Annotated in this window: 26 protein-coding genes; 9 read left to right on the forward strand and 17 right to left on the reverse strand. The window is 39.5% G+C overall.

Annotated elements, in window-relative coordinates; all coding sequences use genetic code 11:
- The 6 genes from EAH57_RS12175 to EAH57_RS12200 form a co-directional block, all read right to left on the reverse strand.
- Positions 1-630, reverse strand: coding sequence for a MotA/TolQ/ExbB proton channel family protein (locus EAH57_RS12175; RefSeq protein ID WP_121930276.1), 630 nt, complete (start codon positions 628-630; stop codon positions 1-3).
- Between the two features lie 56 nt (positions 631-686).
- Positions 687-1,574: a ParB/RepB/Spo0J family partition protein gene (locus EAH57_RS12180; RefSeq protein ID WP_005197195.1), complete on the reverse strand. Its 888-nt coding sequence runs from the start codon at positions 1,572-1,574 to the stop codon at positions 687-689.
- Positions 1,571-2,353, reverse strand: coding sequence for a ParA family protein (locus tag EAH57_RS12185; protein WP_121930277.1), 783 nt, complete (start codon positions 2,351-2,353; stop codon positions 1,571-1,573). Before EAH57_RS12185 ends, EAH57_RS12180 begins: the two co-directional genes overlap by 4 nt.
- 18 nt (positions 2,354-2,371) lie before the next feature.
- Positions 2,372-3,007 (reverse strand): 16S rRNA (guanine(527)-N(7))-methyltransferase RsmG, encoded by a 636-nt coding sequence (gene rsmG / locus EAH57_RS12190; RefSeq protein WP_121930278.1) that lies wholly within the window; start codon positions 3,005-3,007, stop codon positions 2,372-2,374.
- Between the two features lie 167 nt (positions 3,008-3,174).
- Positions 3,175-3,864, reverse strand: coding sequence for an N-acetylmuramate alpha-1-phosphate uridylyltransferase MurU (gene murU / locus EAH57_RS12195; protein WP_121930279.1), 690 nt, complete (start codon positions 3,862-3,864; stop codon positions 3,175-3,177).
- On the reverse strand, positions 3,864-4,877 hold the full coding sequence (locus EAH57_RS12200; RefSeq protein ID WP_121930280.1) for an aminoglycoside phosphotransferase family protein: 1,014 nt from the start codon (positions 4,875-4,877) through the stop codon (positions 3,864-3,866). Before EAH57_RS12200 ends, murU begins: the two co-directional genes overlap by 1 nt.
- Before the next feature lie 118 nt (positions 4,878-4,995).
- On the opposite strand from EAH57_RS12200, the gene EAH57_RS12205 reads away from it, so the two are divergent.
- Together EAH57_RS12205 and EAH57_RS12210 are read left to right on the forward strand one after the other, a co-directional pair.
- Positions 4,996-7,470 (forward strand): LPS-assembly protein LptD, encoded by a 2,475-nt coding sequence (locus tag EAH57_RS12205; protein WP_121930281.1) that lies wholly within the window; start codon positions 4,996-4,998, stop codon positions 7,468-7,470.
- Positions 7,470-8,777 carry a peptidylprolyl isomerase gene (locus EAH57_RS12210; RefSeq protein WP_121930282.1) on the forward strand — a complete coding sequence of 436 codons (1,308 nt, stop codon included), beginning with the start codon at positions 7,470-7,472 and terminating at the stop codon, positions 8,775-8,777. The genes EAH57_RS12205 and EAH57_RS12210 overlap by 1 nt, the downstream gene beginning before the upstream one ends.
- A 109-nt stretch (positions 8,778-8,886) precedes the next feature.
- Here EAH57_RS12210 and fba read toward each other — a convergent pair whose 3' ends face one another.
- The 3 genes from fba to EAH57_RS12225 all read right to left on the reverse strand — a co-directional run bounded on the left by fba (position 8,887) and on the right by EAH57_RS12225 (position 11,608).
- Positions 8,887-9,924, reverse strand: coding sequence for a class II fructose-bisphosphate aldolase (gene fba / locus EAH57_RS12215; RefSeq protein WP_004671418.1), 1,038 nt, complete (start codon positions 9,922-9,924; stop codon positions 8,887-8,889).
- Positions 9,925-10,137: 213 nt separating this feature from the next.
- A complete protein-coding gene (gene rhlB / locus EAH57_RS12220) occupies positions 10,138-11,289 on the reverse strand; it encodes an ATP-dependent RNA helicase RhlB (RefSeq protein ID WP_121930328.1) in 1,152 nt (383 codons plus the stop codon).
- A 106-nt stretch (positions 11,290-11,395) separates the two neighbouring features.
- A complete protein-coding gene (locus EAH57_RS12225; protein WP_004653893.1) occupies positions 11,396-11,608 on the reverse strand; it encodes a cold-shock protein in 213 nt (70 codons plus the stop codon).
- A 356-nt stretch (positions 11,609-11,964) separates the two neighbouring features.
- Between EAH57_RS12225 and EAH57_RS12230 the strand changes: the two genes are divergently transcribed.
- The 5 genes from EAH57_RS12230 to EAH57_RS12250 all read left to right on the forward strand — a co-directional run bounded on the left by EAH57_RS12230 (position 11,965) and on the right by EAH57_RS12250 (position 14,698).
- Positions 11,965-12,207 (forward strand): sulfurtransferase TusA family protein, encoded by a 243-nt coding sequence (locus EAH57_RS12230; RefSeq protein WP_121930329.1) that lies wholly within the window; start codon positions 11,965-11,967, stop codon positions 12,205-12,207.
- 138 nt (positions 12,208-12,345) lie between these two features.
- Positions 12,346-13,215, forward strand: coding sequence for an RNA polymerase sigma factor RpoH (gene rpoH, locus EAH57_RS12235; protein WP_004671421.1), 870 nt, complete (start codon positions 12,346-12,348; stop codon positions 13,213-13,215).
- A 101-nt stretch (positions 13,216-13,316) separates the two neighbouring features.
- Positions 13,317-13,682 carry a DUF423 domain-containing protein gene (locus tag EAH57_RS12240; RefSeq protein ID WP_004671423.1) on the forward strand — a complete coding sequence of 122 codons (366 nt, stop codon included), beginning with the start codon at positions 13,317-13,319 and terminating at the stop codon, positions 13,680-13,682.
- A gap of 9 nt (positions 13,683-13,691) precedes the next feature.
- The gene (gene thiS / locus EAH57_RS12245) at positions 13,692-13,889 is read left to right on the forward strand and encodes a sulfur carrier protein ThiS (RefSeq protein WP_121930283.1); all 198 of its coding nucleotides are present in this window, start codon (positions 13,692-13,694) and stop codon (positions 13,887-13,889) included.
- Positions 13,890-13,912: 23 nt separating this feature from the next.
- Positions 13,913-14,698, forward strand: coding sequence for a thiazole synthase (locus tag EAH57_RS12250; protein ID WP_121930284.1), 786 nt, complete (start codon positions 13,913-13,915; stop codon positions 14,696-14,698).
- A 52-nt stretch (positions 14,699-14,750) separates the two neighbouring features.
- Here the strand turns inward: EAH57_RS12250 and EAH57_RS12255 are convergent, their stop codons facing one another.
- The 4 genes from EAH57_RS12255 to yaaA all read right to left on the reverse strand — a co-directional run bounded on the left by EAH57_RS12255 (position 14,751) and on the right by yaaA (position 16,998).
- Positions 14,751-15,206: an NUDIX domain-containing protein gene (locus EAH57_RS12255; protein ID WP_121930285.1), complete on the reverse strand. Its 456-nt coding sequence runs from the start codon at positions 15,204-15,206 to the stop codon at positions 14,751-14,753.
- 94 nt (positions 15,207-15,300) lie between these two features.
- Complete coding sequence (locus tag EAH57_RS12260) at positions 15,301-15,921, reverse strand: metal-dependent hydrolase (protein WP_121930286.1); 621 nt, start codon at positions 15,919-15,921, stop codon at positions 15,301-15,303.
- A 12-nt stretch (positions 15,922-15,933) separates the two neighbouring features.
- Positions 15,934-16,194, reverse strand: a complete 261-nt coding sequence (locus tag EAH57_RS12265; protein WP_005197227.1) for a hypothetical protein — start codon at positions 16,192-16,194, stop codon at positions 15,934-15,936.
- 30 nt (positions 16,195-16,224) lie between these two features.
- Positions 16,225-16,998: a peroxide stress protein YaaA gene (gene yaaA, locus EAH57_RS12270; protein ID WP_121930287.1), complete on the reverse strand. Its 774-nt coding sequence runs from the start codon at positions 16,996-16,998 to the stop codon at positions 16,225-16,227.
- A gap of 124 nt (positions 16,999-17,122) precedes the next feature.
- Here yaaA and EAH57_RS12275 point away from each other — a divergent pair, with 124 nt between their 5' ends.
- Both EAH57_RS12275 and EAH57_RS12280 read left to right on the forward strand, forming a co-directional pair.
- Complete coding sequence (locus EAH57_RS12275) at positions 17,123-17,752, forward strand: alpha/beta hydrolase (RefSeq protein WP_121930288.1); 630 nt, start codon at positions 17,123-17,125, stop codon at positions 17,750-17,752.
- A gap of 91 nt (positions 17,753-17,843) precedes the next feature.
- Positions 17,844-18,917, forward strand: a complete 1,074-nt coding sequence (locus EAH57_RS12280) for a DUF2157 domain-containing protein (protein ID WP_121930289.1) — start codon at positions 17,844-17,846, stop codon at positions 18,915-18,917.
- Between the two features lie 3 nt (positions 18,918-18,920).
- Here EAH57_RS12280 and EAH57_RS12285 read toward each other — a convergent pair whose 3' ends face one another.
- The 4 genes from EAH57_RS12285 to EAH57_RS12300 form a co-directional block, all read right to left on the reverse strand.
- The gene (locus EAH57_RS12285) at positions 18,921-20,150 is read right to left on the reverse strand and encodes a type II toxin-antitoxin system HipA family toxin (protein ID WP_121930290.1); all 1,230 of its coding nucleotides are present in this window, start codon (positions 20,148-20,150) and stop codon (positions 18,921-18,923) included.
- Positions 20,150-20,470 carry a helix-turn-helix domain-containing protein gene (locus tag EAH57_RS12290; RefSeq protein ID WP_121930330.1) on the reverse strand — a complete coding sequence of 107 codons (321 nt, stop codon included), beginning with the start codon at positions 20,468-20,470 and terminating at the stop codon, positions 20,150-20,152. The genes EAH57_RS12285 and EAH57_RS12290 overlap by 1 nt, the downstream gene beginning before the upstream one ends.
- Before the next feature lie 71 nt (positions 20,471-20,541).
- On the reverse strand, positions 20,542-22,134 hold the full coding sequence (gene rtcR, locus EAH57_RS12295) for an RNA repair transcriptional activator RtcR (RefSeq protein WP_121930291.1): 1,593 nt from the start codon (positions 22,132-22,134) through the stop codon (positions 20,542-20,544).
- Positions 22,131-22,454, reverse strand: coding sequence for a hypothetical protein (locus tag EAH57_RS12300; protein WP_004879948.1), 324 nt, complete (start codon positions 22,452-22,454; stop codon positions 22,131-22,133). The genes rtcR and EAH57_RS12300 overlap by 4 nt, the downstream gene beginning before the upstream one ends.
- Positions 22,455-22,481 lie beyond the last annotated feature (27 nt).

The raw sequence follows: 22,481 nt of genomic DNA on the forward strand, positions 1-22,481 counted from the left end.
TTAGCTTGCGCGACGGTGTTCTTGTACATGCGCCGCTTTCTTATAAAAAAGTGCAGCATGAAACAATGTTGATTGTTGCTCTAACTCAGCAACATATTCATGTACGACACGCTGAAAATAGCGGTAGGCAATCATGGCAGGAATCGCAATTAACATCCCGACAGCAGTGGTAATTAAAGCCGTCGAAATCCCCGGCATCATCATGCTGGCATTCCCCGAAGAACCAATATCAACCACCAAAAAAGCCTCAATGATGCCAATGACCGTACCCAACAAACCCAGTAATGGTGCGATTGCACCTAATGTACCTAAAAAATTAATATTTTTTTCTAGATGACTGATTTCTTGTGAAGCTGTGGCTTCCATTTGAGCACGAGCAAATTGCTCACCTTGGCTTTGATGTGCATAACCCGCTGTTAGGATACGACCTAAAGGGCTGTTTTGAGCGGCATCATTTTCTAAATTTGAAATAACTGATTCTACATCAGCCCCCTGAATAAGGAGTGCTTGAGGTAAAACCTGCGAACGCTTCAAACGAATGAAACGTTCAATAATAATCGCAACCGTAAAAATTGATGAGAGAATAAGGGGCAGCATTAACCAACCACCCGCTTTCACAAGTTCCCACATATTATTCCCCAATAATATTTAAAAATATAAAAGGATGGTTTCTCAATGTTATCAGTTTAGTTCGGTAAACAAATATTTAGGATTCCATCCAACTCATCCAATGAATGATATTGAATCACTAATTTCCCTTTGCCTTTTTGATTATGGTCTATTTTCACATTTGCCCCAAAACGTTCAGATAACTTTTGAGTCAGTTGTTCAATATCTGGAGAAATTAGTGCCTTTTCCTTTTCAGGCTTCGGTTCATTCCACTCACGAACCAACTGTTCAGTTTGACGTACCGATAAGCCTTTTTCAATAACGATATCTACAACTGCGATTTGGTCTTTGGCCTTTAGAGTCAAAATGGCACGTGCATGCCCCATATCAATTTGACCTTGCTGCATAAAGTCTTTAATTGGGTCGGCCAAGCTGAGTAACCGCAATAAATTGCTCACTGTGGTCCGTGCTTTACCAACGGTTTCAGCAATCTCCTGATGACTTAAACCAAATTCTTCATGGAAACGTTGCAATGCCAAGGCCTGATCGATCGGATTTAGATCTTGACGTTGAATATTTTCAATCAACGCCAAAGCAATCGCCACTTGGTCATTGAGTTCACGCACAATTGCAGGAATTTCTGTCAATCCCGCCATTTGTGCTGCACGCCAACGACGCTCACCCGCAATAATTTCGTATGGATACTGTTCATCGTCGACAGGACGAATCACAATTGGCTGCATCACACCATGTTTTTCAATCGAAGAAGCAAGCTCTTTTAACTCTTGCTCCTGAATAAAACGACGCGGCTGATACTCCCCACGCTTCAATAAATTGACATCAATCTGCTTGAGTTGACCATGATCTAAAGCTTGTGCCTCAAGTTGCAATTTCTCTTTCTGAATTGAACCCAGTAGCGCATCTAAACCACGACCTTTAGCCAACCCGCGTTTTTTGATGCTCATACAGCACTTCCTTTTTTCACTTTACTTTTCTTCAATATTTCTGCGGCCAAATTCAAATATGCAACCGCACCTTTCGAGCTTTTTTCAAAATAGATCACAGGTAAACCGTGTGCAGGCGCTTCAGCCAAACGGATATTCCTTGGTACAACCGTATCATACAGTTTCTTACCAAAATATTGCTCCAACTCAGCTGAGACATCACGTGTCAATGCATTACGAGCATCGTACATGGTACGTAATACCCCAACAATTTCCAAGTTTGGATTAAGGGCTTTTTGTATACGATCAATTGTTTGTGTTAAATCAGCCAACCCTTCCAAAGCATAATACTCACATTGCATTGGAATAATTACACCATTAACTGCAGCCAAGGCATTGACCGTAATAAGGCTTAAACTCGGTGCACAGTCGACAATAATATAATCATATGATGCAGCAATTTCTTGCAATGCATTTTTTAGAATAAACTCACGTCCATCTTGCTCTGCGATTGCAAGTTCTACACCTGCAAGCTCACGATTTGCACCTAAAACCTTATAACCCACCTCGGCTTTTTGAATTGCAGTCTCGATCGGAACTTCACCTAGAAGGACGTCGGTTATTGAATAAAGAAGATCATTTTTTTGAACGCCAGACCCCATCGTGGCATTGCCTTGTGAGTCCATATCAATCAATAAGACGCGTTTCTTTAAGATCGCCAAGGATGCAGCAAGATTTACGGCTGTCGTGGTTTTCCCGACACCACCTTTTTGGTTTGCAATCGCAATAATTTGAGCCATGATTACCCTTAATATTTTTTATTGAATACGTTGAAGTAAAAGTAAATGACGCTGTTCATCCAATCTTGGTACCCGAAGCTCAATCACTTTACACGAATATTTATCTTTCAACTGCTCAACCTCATCCGTTGGGATTAAGCCTTTCATCGCAGCAATGATACTCTGCTCACGCATATAAGGTTGTGCTGCATCCACAAAGTCAGACAATGAGGCAAAAGCTCGACTTGTAATGACATCGAAATGACCAAGCTCATTGATGCTTTCTTCATTTTCAACACGTGTTTGCACTGCAATTACATTTTTTAGCTTCAAATCTGCAATAAATTGTTTCAAGAAACGAATCTTTTTACCATTTGAATCTAACAACACACAATGACGTTCTGGTTGACACAATGCAATGATCATGCCCGGCATACCACCACCTGTACCGACATCCAACAAACGCCCCTGTGGTAAATCCTTTAAGATACTTAAACTATCCAATAAATGTTTAACCAACATTTCTTTAGGATCGCGAATAGCCGTCAGGTTATATGCCTTATTCCATAGCACTAAAGCATCTTGATATTTCAACAACAGTGTTAGGGCTTCTTCGCTCAGGCTTAATCCTAAGGCTTGACTTCCTTGCTTTAATTCTTGAAAAAAAGGATGCATAACTGTGCAACATCTCGATAAATTTGCTGTGCAGTATACCGATTTCTGATACAAGACACAGTAGGACTTGTTGAACGATTATGCAGTTAAACATTTTACAGCATGATAAACTGCACAATCCTTTGTATTTTGCCATTCTTCATACAAATCAAAGATAGACAACGTATTTATAAAAGCTCGCCGTGCTGAATCTGTTGATCAAGTTGCTCTAAACGCTCAGGCGTTCCAACATCCACCCAGACGGCTTGCATTTTCTCAGCCGAAACCTGCTGTTGTTGCATCGCTTGCTTTAACAATGGTGCTAAAGGTCGCTTTCCGCCCTCTAAACCAGCAAACATTTGTGGAGATAATACCGCCACACCACTATAAGTCAGCGCCTCACCCAGTTGTGCCTGCTCAAAAGTATAAGCGTGCTCATTTGCAAGAATAAAGTCACCTTTTAGATGTTGTGGTGGGTTTTCAACCAAGACCAAATGCGCTTGTTTGTGATCAAGATTAACTTTCAACAATGAAGAAAAATCCATGGTTGTCCATACATCACCATTGACCAAGATAAATGGTTCATCACCTAACAAAGGTAATGCATTGATGATTCCACCTGCTGTCTCTAAACCTTCGCCCTCATGTGACCAAAGAATAGTTACACCAAATTGAGCGCCATCACCTAAAGTAGCAACAAGTTTATCAGCCAACCAAGCCGTATTAATGACGATTTCAGTCACACCGATTTGTTGTAGCTTTTCAATATGCCAAACAATCAATGGCTTCCCACCCACTTCTAACAATGGTTTTGGTGTGTGTAAGGTTAAAGGTCGCATGCGGTTGCCTAGACCCGCAGCAAGAATCATCGCTTTCATTATGCCGCAACCTCGTAATCACCATACTTCACAATAAACTTTGGCATCACCACATCACGAATAAACTGCATAAAATCATTTAATTCATTATAGCCTTGGCTTTCTTCAAGCAAATACCACATCACTCGTGGCAAGTCATTTAAATAACCAGATTTTCCGTCGCGCTCAAACAAACGTACAAAAATACCTAGAATTTTGAGATGGCGCTGAATCGCCATAAGATCTGCATCGCGTTTGAATTGTTCAAAACTACGGTTTTCTCTGGCAGAGTTAGGCAACAAATTATAAAACACCTCAAACCAGTGATACACACGTTCAGCGTTCCATTGCACATAGGCATCACGTGTAATCGAAATGAGATCATAAGTATCAGCACCAATCACAGCATCCTGAAAATCAATCACACCTAAATCTTGTTCACTCTCAATTTTCATGAGGTTGCGACTATGAAAGTCACGGTGCACAATCACTTGTGGTTGATTGGTCGCCTCGACAGCCAGAAAGTCAAATGCTTGCTCAATCGTTACAAGCTGCTGCTCTGTAGGCTGAATATTCAACGAAGGCAATAACCACTCCGTCAATAATCGCATTTCAGTCATCAACTTTTCATAAGAGTACGCTGGCAAATGCTCTCGGCCATCAATTTGCTGCAATTCAATCAATTGCTTAAAACTCTGCGCATAGTATTGATCGACTGTTTCATCATTCAACAATGTGGATAGCACCACGTCACCAAAATCTTCTAACAGCAGCAAACCTTGCGCTAAGTCTTTCGCAACGATATGGGGCACACGAACACCATGCTGATCAAAGAACTCATCAATACTCACAAATGGAATACAATCTTCTTTTTCAGGAGGAGCATCCATCAGCATATATGTTTTGTTTTGTAACTTGATTCGCGCATAGCGACGGAAGCTGGCATCACCTGCTAGAAAGCTGATCTCGAACTGATCAGATTGCAGCGCGGTATGCAGCCAAGTTTGTATCAATTGTTCACGTTGTGTATTCATTTGCAATAAAATCTAAAACTAGCTGAGATTTTGAAAGCTTAAGTGTAGCCACTTATCAACTTTTTCTCTATGATGCGACAATAATTAATTGTGAATTAGCGTATTGGTTAATGAGACAATGAAACATCAGTTTAAATATAATCCTTTAGCAACTGCTATTTTGACACTCTTGTGTGGCGGCTCGATTCAATCAAGTCTCGCAGCGGATCAATCTGTGCCGTTTACGCCTCATGCCTCTACGCTTGACAATACACAGCTCAAAGCCCTTGCTCAAAACGAGCAAGAAACTTATGCAGGAGAAAAATTTTTCCAGCAATATTATGTTGACAAGTCTGCGCCAGAAGCGCAATTACGCAACAATCAATATTTAAGTTCAGCTTTCTGTCAAGGCACATGGGTCACACCGATCAATCCAGTCACCAAAACTGCCGATCAGAATGCAACAACATCAGTCATTACAGCCGATTACGGACACTACGATCCAAATGGCGACTCTGTTTTGCAAGGTAATGTGGTGATTGATCAAGAAGGCCGTATGATTCGTGCAGATCACGTCATTCTTGATTCCACGCAAACTCATGCCAATGCACAAGGGCGTGTTCAACTTGCCCAATCTGGCTTACTCACTCAAAGTGATCAGATCAACTATAACTTAAAGACCCAAACAGGCGATTTAAACAATAGTTTCTATATTGCTGAACAACAACATGCGCATGGTCATGCCAACCAAATTCGACGTCAAAATGAAAATCTAGTTGTTTTTACAGATGCAAGCTACACTGCGTGCCCACCTGGTCAAAAACCAGTATGGAAAATCCAAGCCAAGCAAATTGAGCTCAATCAAGAGACTGGACGTGGTGTCACACGTGGAACAAAACTCTATGTAAAAGATGTACCTGTACTTGCTGTACCCTATTTTAACTTCCCCATAGATGACCGACGCACCACAGGTATGCTAAGCCCTAACTTTGGTTATAGCAATGATGGTGGTGCACAACTCGCCGTACCTGTCTACCTCAATCTCGCGCCGAACTACGACTTAACACTTACACCGAGTTTTATGAGTAAACGTGGTGTTAAATTAGATGCCGAATACCGCTACATGACTGAGAACTTCGGTTCAGGTCAAATTTGGGGTGGTTATATACCAAATGACAAAGAGTACGATAAAGAAAATCGCTCAGATCTACACCTTATTCATAATTGGATCATCAATAATCAATGGTCAACTCACTTAGAATACAATTACGCATCTGATAAAGATTATTTTTCTGATTTCAACAACAACCCAAATACGAGAACCGATTTAAACTTACGTCGTGCGTGGGAACTTAATTATCGAAATGGTATTCCAGGCCTTAGCGCTCAACTAAAAGTTGAAGACTTCCAAACCCTTGATAAAGAAATCGAAGACAAAGATAAGCCTTATGCCCGACTACCTCAGTTCTTATTAAATTACGTCGCTGGTAACCCACAAGGACTACAGTACGAATTTAATAATGATACCGCTTATTTCAAGAAATCCATTAGTGATGGCTCTGCCTTGGAGTCTAGTGGTACGCGTATTTACAACCAGTTTGCAGTGCGTTACAACCACATCACACCATCATGGTTTTATGTCATTCCAGAAGTATCTGTACGCAGCATCAATACCTTTTATGATAGAGACTCAAAAGAAGGGCGTGGCCTTTCTACCTCAGATGACTTAGAGAAATCTGTGGTTGTCCCACAATTCAGCCTAGCAACTGGACTTACTTTTGAAAAAGATGGCAAATACCTACAAAGTATTTCTCCTCGCGCTTTCTATGCCTATTCACCATATAAGAAGCAAGATGACTATCCAAACTTCGACACAACTACAGCCTCGATCAGCTATGACCAGCTTTTCAACCCTTACCGCTTTTATGGACATGACCGCTTAGAAGATAATAACTTTTTATCTTTAGGGGTAACTTACAGCCTATTGGATATGGAAGGTTTGGAACGTATTCGCGCTAGTGTCGGTCAAAGCTATTATTTCAATGACCGTCGCGTCAGTTTAAATGAAGAACTTGATCGCTTTGATACGCAAAGTCGCACAGGACCAATTGTGAGCTTATCTAGCCAACTGAATCAAAATGTCACTATTAGTGCAAATTCAGCTTGGATGTCGAATGGAGATAATGCTCAGCGTGACGTCCAAGCCTACTACACGGGAGATAAAGGCAATCTCTACAATGTCGGTTATTTCTACCGAAAAGACATTAAAGATCGCCAAGATGCATATAACCAAGTTGTTGCATCCTTTATACAACCTGTAAAAGATAATTGGCGTATTATGGGTCATGCTCAATATGACCTAGACAACAATCTGATACGAGAATATTTACTTGGCGTAAACTACGAATCATGTTGTTGGGCTGTCTCAGTTTATGGTCGCTCTTACTATAATGATTTGGATGATCCAAACCTTCCAGACGTACATAGAAAGCGCGCTGTAATGGCGGAGTTTACACTTAAAGGTCTAGGCGCTTTAAACAATAAACTTGCTTCTCTTCTTGAGAATAGAGTTTTAGGCTTTAACAAAATCAATCAATCTTGGACACAACGTTAATGAAGATAAAACATTTTCAACATATCTTTAGAGCCACTGTTCTCGCTGCCCTAATTTCTTCATCAATGCAAAGCTTTGCTCAACCTACGGATGAGGTTGTTGCAATTGTGGATAGTAGTGTCATTCTCAGAAGTGATTTAGCGCAAGGAATTGCTGAAACTGAACACCAATTAAAAGCGCAAAATAAGCCAGTCCCTCCACAACAATACTTACAAATGCAGGTTCTGGATCAACTTATTGTTCGCCAAGCTCAATTGGAGCAAGTAAAACGCTACGGTATAAAACCCGACGAAAATAGCTTAAATGCTGCCGTATTGAGAGTTGCAAACCAGTCTGGTTCAAGCACACTCTCCGCTTTCCAGCAAAAGCTAGATGCGATTGCACCGAGTACTTATGAAAACTTACGCAATCGTATTGCGGAAGATCTTGCAATTGGTCGTCTGCGCCAACAACAAGTCATGTCTCGCATCAAAATCAGCGATCATGATGTTGAAAACTTTTTAAACTCACCAGAAGGTCAAGCGGCACTTGGTACGCAAGTTCATGTCATCCACATGCGTATTGCTGGTGAAAATACCGCTGAAGTACAAAAAGTTGCTCAAGAAGTAAGAAAGTCTCTCACCACTAGTGATGATCCTAAAGCTATTAGCACCAAGTTTTCCACTTCAACAGTTACAGTTGATGGTGCTGATATGGGCTTCCGCTCTTTATCAGACATTCCAACTGAGCTATCTGCCCGCGTTACCCCATTAAAAGTCGGACAAACGACTGAACTGGTTAACGTCCGTGATGGCACACATGTCTTAAAGTTACTTGATCGCAAGCAAAACGATCAAAAAGCCCTAGTACCCCAATATCAAACACGCCACATCCTCATTCAATCATCAGAGGTTGTTAGCCTCGATCGTGCCAAACAAATGATTGATAGTCTCTATAATCGAGTCAAGGCTGGTGATGATTTTGCTACCCTCGCTGCAACTTATTCGAATGATCCCGGTTCAGCTCGTGATGGCGGAAGTCTTGGCTGGGTGAGCCCAGGTGTGATGGTGCCAGAGTTTGACAAGGTGATGAAAGACATACCTGTTGGACAAGTTAGTGAACCATTCCAAAGTCAATTTGGTTGGCATATTTTAGAGGTTATGGACACTCGCCAACAAGATATGACCAAAGAAGCCCAAGAACGTATGGCTCGTCAAATTTTAGGTGAGCGTCAGTTTGAAATGGAAGTTGACAGTTGGACTCGTGAACTTCGAGCCAATGCCTATGTTGAAATCAAAGATGTAAGTTTAGATACAAAAGCACAATAAGCATCCATATACACCTTCAAGAAAATGCCAGCTTATCGCTGGCATTTTTTATAGCTAAAATAAAAAACAGCGACAATTGCCGCTGTTTTTAATTCATCACAAATCGGTTTTATTTGTAACGATCAACCATTTTCTCTAAAGAAATTGGGCGAATCTTGTCTGCATTACCCGCTGTACCAAATGCTTCGTAACGAGCAACACAAATATCTTTCATTGCTTCAACAGTTTCACCAAAGAATTTACGCGGATCAAACTCACTTGGTTTCTCAGCCATCATACGACGCATTGCGCCTGTAGAAGCCAAACGTAAATCTGTATCAATATTAATCTTACGCACACCATGCTTGATCGCCTCTACAAGCTGATCTACTGGCACACCATAAGTTTCTTTAATATCGCCGCCATATTGGTTGATTACCGCCAACCACTCTTGTGGTACAGAGCTTGAACCATGCATCACAAGATGCGTGTTTGGTAATGCAGTATGGATTTCTTTAATGCGATCAATTGCCAAGATATCGCCTGTAGGTGGACGAGTAAACTTGTACGCACCATGTGAAGTGCCTACAGCAATCGCCAGAGCATCTACATTAGTATCCGTAACAAATTGAGTTGCTTCTTCAACAGAGGTTAAAAGCTGAGAATGATCAAGTACACCTTCTGCACCTACACCATCTTCTTCACCAGCCATACCAGTTTCAAGGCTACCCAAGCAACCGATCTCACCTTCAACTGAAACACCACATGCATGTGCCAATGCAACCACACGACGTGTTACATCAACATTATATTCATACGAAGTTGGCGTTTTACCATCTACACCCAATGAACCATCCATCATCACCGAGCTAAAGCCCAACTGAATCGAACGTTGGCAAATATCAGGACTTGTACCATGATCTTGGTGCATTACCACAGGAATATGTGGCCACTCTTCAATCGCCGCCAAAATAAGATGACGCAAGAAAGGTGCACCTGCGTATTTGCGCGCACCAGCCGAAGCTTGCACGATTACAGGTGAATTTGTCGCATCTGCAGCAAGCATAATTGCGCGCATTTGTTCTAAGTTGTTTACGTTAAACGCTGGTACGCCGTAGTTATGTTCTGCAGCGTGGTCCAAGAGCTGGCGCATCGAGATTAGAGCCATAATATCCTCCCAGGTAATGCGCCATATTCTACATGTTGATCTATTTCAATTCAGCAACTAATCGCAGGATTTCAAAAAAAAACTGAATCTTTTGTGTAATTTGCGTATCAAAACACACTTACAAATAAAAAAGACCAAATCAAAAAATGATTTAGTCTTCTATGAATCAAATGTTTGGTTTTAAAACCACCAAGTCACTCTATTTACTTAAATCTAGCAATAGCCTTCCATTCGAGTCAGCGGTAATTTTTTACCAATCGCTTTTTCAATCTCAGGTAAATAAAATGCATCATCTTCCGATAAGAAACTAATACTTACACCCTGCGCACCTGCACGACCAGTACGACCAATACGATGCACGTAATCGTCAGATTGTTCAGGCAGAGTGAAGTTAATGACATGCGAAACACCGTCCACATGGATACCACGACCCGCAACATCCGTTGCAATCATAATATTGTTCTTGCCATTCTTAAATTGATCCAGCATTTTCACACGCTTATCTTGTGCAATTTCACCGGATAACATCCCAACTCGATAACCATCGCGTTTTAAATGATCATACAAACGGCGTACTTGATCACGACGGTTTGCAAAGATCATCACCTTATCAATCGGCTCATCACGAAGTATTTCTTGTAAAAGCTTATACTTATCTTGCTTCGCAACCATATAAACCCGTTGCTCTACATCACTATTGGTCTTTTGTTCTGGTTCAATTTCAACTGTTACCGGCTCAAATAACCATTGACGAGCAAGATTCAAGACATCATAACTAAATGTTGCTGAAAACAATAATGTTTGACGCTGCTCTTTCGCAGAAGAAAAACGAACAATTCTTTTTACAGAAGGAATAAAACCCATATCGAGCAAACGGTCAGCCTCATCAATCACTAAAAATTCGATGCGATCCAACCAAACTTCTTTTTGTTCAACAAAATCAATTAAACGCCCCGGTGTTGCGACAATAATATCAACAAAGTTGCGATCCAACATTTTCTTTTGCTTATCGAAATCCACACCACCCAACAAGGTAACAAGATGTAAATCTGAAAATTTTGTAAGTGCCTGTGCATCACTTTCGATTTGCAAAGCCAACTCACGTGTAGGTGCCAAAATTAACGCACGCGGCTCACCACGAAAGCGCTGATCTTGAATCGGATTATTTAATAGATCATTGATCACACTCACCAAAAAGGCAGCTGTTTTACCTGTACCTGTTTGTGCTCGACCAATGGCATCATGCCCTGCTAGCGTATATTTCAAAACCTTTTGTTGAATTGGGGTCATCTGAGTAAAACCCAAAGCATCAATCGCTTTTTTCAACTGCGGATGTAAATTTAAGGTTTCAAAACCTGGTGTCATATATGCTCTCGAACCATCAATGACCAAAACAAAGTCGTTATTATAAACAAAAACGCCCCAATATAACATTGGAGCGTTTCATATTGCATTAAAGCAATAAAACAAATTAGTCTAAAGGCTGAACGTTTTCAGCTTGGAAACCTTTTTGTCCTTGAACTACGCTAAATTCAACGCGTTGGCCGTCACGTAAAGAACGGTGACCGTCGCCCATAATTGCGCGGAAATGAACAAATACGTCATCACCACCATTACGCTGAATAAAACCAAAGCCTTTAGTGTCGTTAAACCACTTTACTACGCCTTGTTCACGAGCTGTCATAAGTCAATCCTCAGATATTGAAAGATAAGGACCTTCCGGTGTTGCAAACAGCAGAGCCAACAAGGTTTTAAAATTTTTTATAATTTTAAAGCTTGTAATCATTCTGTAAAACTAACAACAATTTCCGGTTACATCCATTTGTTATAGGTTTTAGTACAATCTAATTGTATTAAACACTCCCTAAAACGCACCGAGCTTAACATGGGTTTCCAACAATTAATAGATTTATTTTAAGTTATTTCCCCCGTTTCCATTGATTTCGTACGATTATTTGGTTGCATTTTTAATAAAACTTTTTCTCTAAAAGCCTTTCAAAATTTGTTAAGATCATTTTGAATGAAGTTATTTAAATGATTATGACCTTTACAATTTCTAGCTCAACTGAAGTTATTGATGCTTTAGGACAACCCTGTCCGATGCCACTACTTTTGCTCAAACGCGCCCTAAAAAAAGCAACCGGTAAAATACAATACCTATTAAAGTCTTCTGATCCACATAGTGAAATTGATGTAACACGATATTGCCAAATTCAGCAACTACAATGCCAAGTTCAAAAAATTTCTGAAAATGAATTCCACTATTTAATTGAATCTCTTTAGGGTTTTTCCAATTTACTTTTTTTGTTAAACTCTTGGTAAAGATAGATTTACATTTATATACTCAAATTTCCTTAATGATGAAGCACATTCGCATTAAGATTAAATTGCTGACCCAATACCATCCTATAAGGAGACTCCATGACTACTGACAGCAGCAATCAATTGATGCCCCTGTCATTGTCTGCGCCTGGCGTAAACCTTGGTGCATATATCAGTACTGTCAATCAAATTCCGATCTTAACGGCCGAGCAAGAAAAAGAACTTGCTGATCGTTATTATTACGACCAAGACCTTGATGCTGCCAAGCTATTGGTCATGTCACATTTACGCTTTGTGGTGCACATCGCGCGTAGCTACGCAGGCTACGGATTACCACAAGGTGATTTGATCCAAGAAGGCAACCTCGGATTAATGAAAGCAGTAAAACGTTTCGATCCAAATATGGGCGTTCGTTTGGTCTCGTTTGCCGTGCATTGGATCAAAGCTGAAATTCATGAATATGTGATTCGTAACTGGCGTATCGTCAAAATAGCGACCACCAAAGCTCAACGTAAATTATTTTTTAATTTACGCAGTCTAAAAAAATCAAGCAAAAAGCTGACGCTAGAAGAAGCAAAAGCCATAGCTCGTGATTTAAATGTTACAGCTGAACAAGTAATTGAAATGGAAGGTCGTCTAACTGCTTATGATGCCGCATTTGAAGCACAAGGCGATGATGATGATGACACGCCTCATACAGCACCTGCGCTTTATTTAGAAGATAGCCGTTATGACCCTGCTCGCTTAGTCGAAGAACAAGACTACGAAGAGCAAAGTACTGCTGCTTTACATGAGGCAATGGATCAGTTGGATGACCGATCGCGTAATATTTTACAACGCCGTTGGCTAGATGATGATAAATCGACCTTGCATGAGCTTGCTGCTGAATATAATGTTTCTGCCGAACGTATCCGCCAGCTAGAAAAAAATGCAATGGAAAAAATCAAGACCGCGATGTCAGCGAGTTAAAATACAACAAAAGGGCCATAAGCCCTTTTGTTGTATTTGGCTATGCTTAACTTTCTGAATATGGTAACTTTACCACTCAAATTTCTAGTTACATTGTAATTATGTGGATAGCGATCTCTGCGCTGAATCTCGCGCTTGCGGTGATGCTCGGTGCCTTTGGTGCACATGGCTTAAAATCTTTTGCTACGCCTGAACAACTTACTTGGTGGGCTACAGCAACACAATACTTCTTCTATCATGCCATTGGTTTGCTTATCTTGGCTGTATTAAATAAAACCACGCCAACCTTTCCAATAAAAATTCCTTTTATTTTGATTCAAATTGGTATCCTCTTTTTCTGCGGTTCGTTGTACATTATGGCGCTTGGCTTACCTAGAATATTAGGTGCAATCACCCCGATTGGTGGTGCATTTATGATTGTGGGTTGGGTGCTACTCGCATGGCAAGCAATCAAGCATGCGAAATAAGGATTTATCATGCAAATCTATCTAAATGGCGAGTTAACTGACACGTCTTGCGAAAACCTACAGCAACTGATTCAAGACTTAGCCCTAGAAGGCAAACGCTTCGCTGTAGAAAAGAATCAACAGATCATTCCGAAAAGTAGACTTGAGCAAACGACAATTGCTCATGAAGATCGTATTGAAATTATTCAAGCTGTTGGTGGCGGCTAATTGGCTAAAAATGGAGTAAGCCCATGCAAGATTCCCCTTTAATTATTGGTTCACGTACTTTTCAATCACGTTTATTGGTCGGAACTGGTAAATATAAAGATTTAAATGAAACTGATTTAGCCATTCAAGCCAGTGGTGCTGAGATTGTCACGGTTGCGATTCGTCGTGTAAATATTGGACAGCATCCAGATCAACCCAATTTACTTTCAGTGATTCCACCTGAGAAATACACGATTCTGCCAAATACTGCAGGCTGCTTCGATGCAGATAGCGCAATTCGTACTTGTATGTTGGCTCGTGAATTACTTGATGGTCATAACTTAGTTAAGCTCGAAGTGCTCGGTGATGAAAAAACTTTATATCCGAATGTGACCGCAACACTAAAAGCAGCGCAAACCCTGATTGATGATGGCTTCGAAATCATGGTCTACACTTCAGATGATCCGATTGTCGCTCAAGAACTTGAAAGCATGGGCTGTGTAGCAATCATGCCTTTGGGTAGTTTGATTGGTTCTGGTCTTGGTATTCTGAATCCACATACTATTTCAATCATCAAAGAAAATGCCAAAGTTCCTGTGTTAGTTGATGCCGGTGTAGGTACGGCTAGTGATGCTGCGATTGCGATGGAACTGGGCTGCGATGGTGTATTGATGAACACGGCGATTGCGGCTGCTCAAAACCCGATTTTGATGGCTTCAGCGATGAAGAAAGCTGTTGAAGCTGGTCGTGAGGCATTCTTAGCAGGCCCTATGCCACGTAAGCGTATGGCGAATGCAAGCTCACCTGAGACTGGGTATTTCTTTAAATAAGAATTGAGTAATAAGGGGGCTATATAAAGCCCCTTCATCTTTCAACTTATATTTATCGTGATTCCAAGTTAACAAAATGAATAATATTTTCCTGATGAGATAACAAAGCAATTTTTTGCAAAACATCAGGTTTTAAATCAGCTATTTTTGTTTTTTCCATCCATGAAATAATCTGAGATTCCCCTCCCTCTAGATAGGATAGTTTTGGCTGAATCTGACCTTTATAAATGTATAAAAATTCATGAAATTGCTCTTGGGATACAACATCACAAAAGAAGTTTTCAACAATTGCAAAAAGTACAGGTGAGTTAAAAGCTTCTCCCGTTTCCTCAAATACTTCTCGTTGAATTCCCTCAAGCGTTGTTTCAGAAAATTTTAATCGACCACCCACCAAAGAAATTGTTCCATCTGGGAATGCAGATACTAAAATTTGATCTTCGTGTTCTATCCATGCCGCCACACGAATATTGAGTTTCCCCTCGGCTACTTTTAATGTTAGATCTTTCACTGCATACTCAAAAAGTTGTTTAATCTCTGTATTTTATTATATTTTTTAATCCGCAATAAAAATCTTTATATCTTTTATTTGGATAAAATAAGCACTAAACGTTAATTACATTCCCCAAATTATTTTTAGCGCTGTGCTCAAAATTCTGTTGAAAATATTCCGTTTGATACAGCGGTTCAATCTGATAAAAATGCGTTAGAACTTCTATTCTTTTAATAGAATAGACATCTGGATCAACCCAAGCATATTCTTGCTGAATCTGTTGTTCATATTCCGCAAAACGTTCTGCTGAAGCAGCTAGAATTGACAAATCAATATCTAATAAAAATTGCAAATCCAGTTCATCAGTCAATGCATGCTTTTGCGTGGCTGCAATCCAACGCTTTATTTTCTGAATACCATCAATTTGTAAGTCTTGAGCTAAATACCGCTCAAATAGCTCAGCACTTTTCAGCTCATTATCTTTAGCTTGTGGATCATAAACCGCATCATGAAACCACAAGGCCAATGCGACTGCATTCGAATCATTTAATTCAGATCGAATCGTTTCAACTAAAACAAGACATTCATATAAATGCTGAATCGTATGATAAGCCCTTTGCTTTTCGCTATAAGCAGCAATCAGTTTATTAAAAGTTCTCTGAGGTTCAGAAAACTGATAATGCCGATGCAACTCATACCATGATTTTTCTAATGTAGATAAATATTGCTGCATAATCAGTCATCTCTACATTGCTTGATTCAGCCATTTTGCCAATGATTCGGCATCTTTACGATCAAGAAAAAGCTGATATAAGGTACAGGAACCAAATTCATGTCTCAGTTCCTGTTGACGTACTGGGTGATTGCCAAAACGAAAACGTCTTGTTCCATCAGTATCTAATGGCAAAGCATAAACCCCATAACTACGCGGTTCTGTCAAATGTCCTTTAATACAGACTTGATCAGATGAAATCGCATGTTTTAATAAATGTTCTTTGCTTAACATCTCACCCCACCCACGACAAACTCAGGATGACTACTGTTCATCCCGTTTAAATACAAGTTCTTTATTTGATGAACTTTCTGCATCAAAGTAATATCCTTCACTATTAAATACTTTTAATTGTTCTGCTTGACTCAATTGATTTTCAATTAAGTATCTTGCCATTAGACCACGCGCTTTTTTCGCATAGAAACTAATCACTTTATATTTTCCATTTTTTTGATCTAAGAACACAGGTTTGATAATTTCCGCCTGAATTTTCTTTTCATTCACAGATTTATAATATTCGTCAGAGGCTAAATTTACCAATACTTTTGCATCAATTTCAGCTAAATCTTGATTAATTTGATCGGTGATAATGCCACCCCAAAACTCATATAAGTTATGTCCACGTGTATTCTTTAACTTTGTTCCCATTTCCAAACGGTATGGCATCATGAGATCTAAAGGACGTAACAAACCATAAAGCCCCGACAACATCCTTAAATGCTGCTGCGCAAAATCAATATCTTGCTCGTCTAAATGATAGGCATCTAAACCTGTATAAACATCACCTTTGAATGCAAATATCGCTTGGCGAGCATTTGAGAAATCAAAATCTGCATTCCAGTCACGGAAACGCTCTACATTTAAATTGGCGATTTTCTCACTCACGGTCATTAATGATGCGATTTCACTCGCTGAAAGTTTGCGACACACATCTATCAACTGCTGTGATTGTTCCAATAAGCGTGGCTGGGTATGTGTATCGGTAGGTAAAGCCGTTTCGTAATCAAGTGTTTTCGCAGGAGAAATTAGAGCAAGCATATTCAATCAATATCAATTTATCTTGGTTAAACTATAACAGTTGAGAATTTTTAATGCCAATTCGTGTTCTCGTTAAGTTTTATCGGTAAAATAGTGGATTCTTCCATAATTCATTACATATTTTATGTCTGAACAACTATTCATCCAAGGTCCTGTTGGTCAAATCGAAATGTTTGTTGATCAACCCCAAGGTGAAATCACGGGTTTTGCTATTGTCTGTCATCCTCACCCACTACAAGGGGGTACACCCCATCACAAAGTGCCTGTTTTACTCTCGCAAATTTTTAATGAAATGGGTTGTATTGTTTACCGTCCAAGTTTTCGTGGGCTAGGTGGTAGTGAAGGTACGCATGACCAAGGTCATGGTGAAACTGATGATATGTTGGCTGTGATTGAATATGCACGTGCAAAACATGTGGGCTTAACGTTCTATGCAGGAGGTTTTAGTTTTGGCTCACATGTCTTAGCAAAATGCCAAGCGCAACTCAGTGAAGAGCTACGTCCGAAACAATTAGTTTTGTGTGGCTTACCAACAGGTTCCGTTGTTGATCTCCGTCACTACAAAACGCCTGAAATTAATGGTGATATTTTGTTTGTACATGGCGAACAGGATGATATTACCCTGCTCTCAGATATGATCACTTGGGCAAAGCCTCAAAAACACCCGATTACCATCATGCCTGGTGCAAATCATTTCTTTACAGGTTATTTGAAACAATTACGCCAAGTAATTGCTCGCTTTTTAAAATTGTAGGCTTAACAACAAATTATTAAGAAAAATATACTTCTTTTGAATCCGATGTCTGTTATATCAGTACAGATAAAATAGGCATTAGGTTTCTTTAATGAAGTTAAATAAAAAACAGGGACTATTTTTAAAACACACCATTGAGTATTGGAAACAACAAGGAACGATTACACCTGACGTCGCCAATGATCTTAAAAGCAGCTTTTCCATTCGATCTTTTGATTGGGAACGACTAGCAAAATATTCATTTTGGATCTCGATGATTTGCACAGTGATTGCAGTAGCTGCAATCACCCTAGACGAATGGTTAATGACAATACTTGAACAATTATTTTTAAATTCAAAAGTCATCCCATGTCTCATATTTGCTGCTGCAGCCGCTGCTTTTTATATATTTGCCTATCGTCGCCGTAAAACTAAGCCCTTACATCACTTTAGCAATGAGGCGATTATTTTTGCTGGCGTACTTTCTACAGCCGTTTCTGTGGCTTATTTTGGACAAGCGATTGATAATGGTAGCGGACACTTCTCGCTGCTATTTTTACTTTCCACAATCATTTACGCCGCACTCGCCTTCTGGTTTCCCTCAAAACTGATTTGGATATTTTCTCTGCTTTCGCTCGGCTCTTGGTTCGGATCTGAAACAGGCTATATGTCTGGGTGGGGTGCATACTATTTAGGTATGAACTTCCCTTTGCGCTTTGTGTTATTTGGCGGAGTGCTGATTGGAGTCAGTCTATTGTTTAAACGTCACACGCGTTTTTCTGACTTTGCTCATTCAACGTATGTCATGGGCTTACTCTACCTATTTATTGCTTTATGGATTCTTTCAATTTTTGGCAACTATGGTGATTTAAGTAGCTGGTACAACGTTAAACAATACGAGCTACTTCATTGGGGCATCTTATTTGCATTTGTTGCTATCATTGTGATTATATATGGCTTAAAACACGATGATGCCACTTCACGCGGTTTTGGTATTACCTTTTTATTTCTAAACTTATATACCAAATATTTTGAGTTCTTTTGGGTTGGTATGCATAAAGCAATCTTCTTTATCATACTGGCGGCTTCATTTTGGTGGATTGGTCGACATGCAGAAAAACTTTGGAATTTAGAGTTTTTATCTAGCCAATCGCAGCGTAAAAAAGATAATCCACAATCGAAATAGCATCTAAGGTTTTAAATAACTCACGCCCATAGCAGAAATGACAATTTCTGCATCATGAGGTGTGAGTTGAGAGCGATAATACTGAATCAACTCAGCTTCCCACCCAATCATCTCATCTAAAATCTTTTGTGCTTGATCGGGACTCAATAAGAACTGATTTGCCATACTTAGTACATTTTCCCGTCCCATTTGAGTACCATAAATACCGATTTGCATACTCAGGCCTTGGGGCTTATATTCCTGATTTGGCACAATATCGAATAATGGTGCAATTCGCCAACGACCATTTTGATACATAAAAGCATGGTTCTTAGGATGATCATCATCGTTTCCAATCAAAATATTAAAAATCATCCGCCGAAATAATTCATGTATATCCAGTTGTAACATCCCTTTTCGATACATTTCATTTGCCATGAGTGGATATGACCAGCGTTGATGATTAGTGCTATTCCATTCTGCATCCAGTAACGTTAAACCACTTAACATCGGTAAACGTTTAAATTTTTGATTTTGCGTATCATAAATACGGTCAAAACGCTCTAACAGTAATACATCTTTCTGTTCACTCTGTTGAGAAACTTGAATAAGTTGATGTTTAGCAACAGCCAATCCCTTTTTTTCAGCAAAGCTTAAACAGGCAAATTCAACTTGCGGCACATTAATCAAATCATCCCGATCTTTTGGTTTAGCGAGGTATAACTTATCTTGATTAACCAAAGTAATTTTAGGTCTGGCCCCGCCTAATGAAGTCGTTTGTGCCATGGCCAACTGGATTCGTGTAATCGCCTCGCCTTTTCGCATGGCTGTACTAAAATCAAGAAAATCTGATAATTTAACTAAGTGCTGGAAATTTTCTAAAGTTGCTTTTTGAGTGACTGTTTTAATCTCACCCACACACAAATTCCCAAAACGGTCTGCATTTTTTGCTTTGATCAAAAAATCTAAGTCCGACCAAGGTGTATCTTTTTCTCTTGCATAAATTCGTTTGAGAATTACTTTCCCCCACGCATCAGGCATAATATCCATGACAAAATTCGGGATACCATTATTGGTAGTGATCGTATAAGGTTCTTTTCGCCATGGATAATGAACCTCATCTAGCACCCAAGTTGTCGGATAACTCGGCGCATAAACAAATTGCCCAACACCATTTTCAACGGTTAAACGCCCAAGGGTCACAAAATCAGTTTGATCAGGAAGCTGAATATATAAATAGATCGTTTGTTTCATTAAAAATCATCCTCATCTATTCGCTCCAAACGAACTCGGCTTTTTTGGCTTTCTTTATTTTCTATTACTGGAAGATTTTTTTGTAAATCAGTTAAAAGATTCAAATACCATAGTGCTTTTACAACCACACCAAATTCGACTGAATGATCACCTTTTTCAATACGTTTAACTGTTGATAGTGAAGTAGAAATTGCTTTAGCTAAATCACTTTGACGTAGCCGTTTCTCAAGTCTTTTTTGCTTGATCAAGGCAGCCAATTGCTGGGTAAATAATTGCCCATCAAGTGGATAAAACTTATTCTTATAGTTTATATCTGACACTTTATACAACTTAAAAGTTCATATATGAACTTAAATATAGCATAAAAAATTTAAATTCCGCAGAATGATTATTAAAAATCACTCCAACTCAAGCCAAACCGAGCCAAATATTTTTTGACTCGGTCACTGTCATTGGTTGTGTTTCGCTGCTGACGCGACGCTGCAAAAAGCTGACGACCAGCATCTGCCATTGACTTGGAATTTTCACAAATGGTGAGCACTCCCCGCAACTGGATTTGATCAAACTCATCAATTTGTTGAAGTTGATCAGTAGCTAAATACTTCAATAAAATATCTTCATGTTTTGTTTCATGTATATCTTTTTGAAGAAACCAAAGTTGCTTTAAGCGTTGAATCTCTTTTTCAACTGTTTCAGAGCGAATCAACTCTCCACTCGATAAAGTTGCTAACCGCGTCACACTTGCGGTTAAATCACGAAAATTTCCCTGCCATGATGCTTCTTTAGACTTGGCAAATTTCAAATACTCATCAAGAGCATCTCGTTGAAAACGTAGTTGTCGTTGATGATTTGCAGCAAAACGTTGTAATTCAAATTCAATATTAGGGGCAATATCTTCAATTCGGTCTTTGAGATTAGGTAAGAAGAACGTCCATGTATTGAGTCTCGCCCACAAGTCCTCACGAAAACGACCTTCTTGCACCTCTGTTCTGAGGTCTTTATTTGTCCCTGCAATCAACTGAAAATCTGCCTGAACTTCTTTATCACTTCCAACAGGAAAGAACGATTTATCCTCAAGTGCTTTAAGCAACATGGCTTGTTCATCTAACCCAAGCTCCCCAATTTCATCTAAAAATAAAATGCCTTGATCGGCACTTTTTAATAAACCTGCCCGAGAAGCTGCTGCGCCTGTAAAAGCTCCTTTGATATGCCCAAACAAACTCGACATGGCACTGTCACCACGTAAAGTGGCGCAGTTCACATCAATAAAACGCCCATTCAAATGGAACTTATCTTTCTTCAATTGAAAGATTTGTTTTGCTAGATGTGATTTACCCACACCTGTTGCACCCATAATTAGGATCGGTGCACTCGAACGCGTTGCCACTAACTCAACTTCGGTGATCAGTTGATTAAATTCATGGTTATAAGTTGAAATATTGGCCTTGAGTTGTTGCCAGTTTTGCTGCTGTTCATCTTCAAAACGCTGTTTGAGAACATCATATCTAGACAAGTCCAAATCTATAATGCGATATTCGCCCTCAGGCGTTTTCTGTTGGTTTGGCGCACTTTGAATCAGCTTGGCAGGTAAATAGTTCGCGTCGACCAAAAGATACCAACAAATTTGGCCAACATGCGTTCCAGTCGTAATGTGCAAAAGATAGTTATTTTTTTCGGTATCAAATGAATATGTTTTTACAAAATCATATAGCGCACCATAGACCTCGGCAAAATCCCAAGGATCACGAATACTCACTCGATAACCTGATATTGTTGTTGATGGAGACACATTCTTTGCGTCTTCAGCAATAAAATTCACCAAATTATGATGTTGTCGATCATGCAATAAGACCAGTTCATCTACAATTAGATCTTCATGCATCAATAGACTCAAGGTGGGACGCCAACGTTGCCAGCGATCAGGACGTTTTCCTTGATCTAAAGTAGAGCCTACAAAGCCAATCACAACGGTTTTTTTATTCATTTAAATCTATCATGTTGAATATTTAAAATAGCTTGATATTTCCCTGATTCAGGAAGAAAAGCCTTAAACTGATTATTTCCAATACCTATCCATAATCGCCCACATTGCGTACATTCATACATATCTGCAGAATATCTTATAAACCTATCTATAATCTGCTCAGAAAATGTCTCTTTATGATTTAAAGAAGTATTCATCGTGTCATCTACTGCATCATAAAAATCAAATAAATCAACATCAGTAATAAAAGAAGCTTTGTATGGAATTTGATCTGTCTGATCAACAATCACATGACCACATACACATCCTAGTTTACTCATTTGAGGCTATGCCCTTAAATCTTTTTA

This window comes from Acinetobacter sp. 2JN-4 (assembly GCF_003687745.1).
In the GTDB taxonomy this organism is placed as follows: Bacteria; Pseudomonadota; Gammaproteobacteria; order Pseudomonadales; family Moraxellaceae; genus Acinetobacter; species Acinetobacter halotolerans.

Coding starts and splice junctions, on each gene's coding strand:
- EAH57_RS12205 (WP_121930281.1), top strand. CDS start 4,996: ATGAAACATCAGTTTAAATATAATCCTTTAGCAACTGCTATTTTGACA.
- thiS (WP_121930283.1), top strand. CDS start 13,692: ATGCAAATCTATCTAAATGGCGAGTTAACTGACACGTCTTGCGAAAAC.
- EAH57_RS12265 (WP_005197227.1), bottom strand. CDS start 16,194: ATGTTAAGCAAAGAACATTTATTAAAACATGCGATTTCATCTGATCAA.
- EAH57_RS12280 (WP_121930289.1), top strand. CDS start 17,844: ATGAAGTTAAATAAAAAACAGGGACTATTTTTAAAACACACCATTGAG.
- EAH57_RS12180 (WP_005197195.1), bottom strand. CDS start 1,574: ATGAGCATCAAAAAACGCGGGTTGGCTAAAGGTCGTGGTTTAGATGCG.
- EAH57_RS12200 (WP_121930280.1), bottom strand. CDS start 4,877: ATGAATACACAACGTGAACAATTGATACAAACTTGGCTGCATACCGCG.
- EAH57_RS12240 (WP_004671423.1), top strand. CDS start 13,317: ATGTGGATAGCGATCTCTGCGCTGAATCTCGCGCTTGCGGTGATGCTC.
- EAH57_RS12175 (WP_121930276.1), bottom strand. CDS start 630: ATGTGGGAACTTGTGAAAGCGGGTGGTTGGTTAATGCTGCCCCTTATT.
- rtcR (WP_121930291.1), bottom strand. CDS start 22,134: ATGAATAAAAAAACCGTTGTGATTGGCTTTGTAGGCTCTACTTTAGAT.
- EAH57_RS12250 (WP_121930284.1), top strand. CDS start 13,913: ATGCAAGATTCCCCTTTAATTATTGGTTCACGTACTTTTCAATCACGT.
- yaaA (WP_121930287.1), bottom strand. CDS start 16,998: ATGCTTGCTCTAATTTCTCCTGCGAAAACACTTGATTACGAAACGGCT.
- EAH57_RS12285 (WP_121930290.1), bottom strand. CDS start 20,150: ATGAAACAAACGATCTATTTATATATTCAGCTTCCTGATCAAACTGAT.
- EAH57_RS12260 (WP_121930286.1), bottom strand. CDS start 15,921: ATGCAGCAATATTTATCTACATTAGAAAAATCATGGTATGAGTTGCAT.
- EAH57_RS12300 (WP_004879948.1), bottom strand. CDS start 22,454: ATGAGTAAACTAGGATGTGTATGTGGTCATGTGATTGTTGATCAGACA.
- EAH57_RS12225 (WP_004653893.1), bottom strand. CDS start 11,608: ATGACAGCTCGTGAACAAGGCGTAGTAAAGTGGTTTAACGACACTAAA.
- rpoH (WP_004671421.1), top strand. CDS start 12,346: ATGACTACTGACAGCAGCAATCAATTGATGCCCCTGTCATTGTCTGCG.
- fba (WP_004671418.1), bottom strand. CDS start 9,924: ATGGCTCTAATCTCGATGCGCCAGCTCTTGGACCACGCTGCAGAACAT.
- EAH57_RS12230 (WP_121930329.1), top strand. CDS start 11,965: ATGACCTTTACAATTTCTAGCTCAACTGAAGTTATTGATGCTTTAGGA.
- EAH57_RS12185 (WP_121930277.1), bottom strand. CDS start 2,353: ATGGCTCAAATTATTGCGATTGCAAACCAAAAAGGTGGTGTCGGGAAA.
- EAH57_RS12210 (WP_121930282.1), top strand. CDS start 7,470: ATGAAGATAAAACATTTTCAACATATCTTTAGAGCCACTGTTCTCGCT.
- EAH57_RS12275 (WP_121930288.1), top strand. CDS start 17,123: ATGTCTGAACAACTATTCATCCAAGGTCCTGTTGGTCAAATCGAAATG.
- rsmG (WP_121930278.1), bottom strand. CDS start 3,007: ATGCATCCTTTTTTTCAAGAATTAAAGCAAGGAAGTCAAGCCTTAGGA.
- rhlB (WP_121930328.1), bottom strand. CDS start 11,289: ATGACACCAGGTTTTGAAACCTTAAATTTACATCCGCAGTTGAAAAAA.
- murU (WP_121930279.1), bottom strand. CDS start 3,864: ATGAAAGCGATGATTCTTGCTGCGGGTCTAGGCAACCGCATGCGACCT.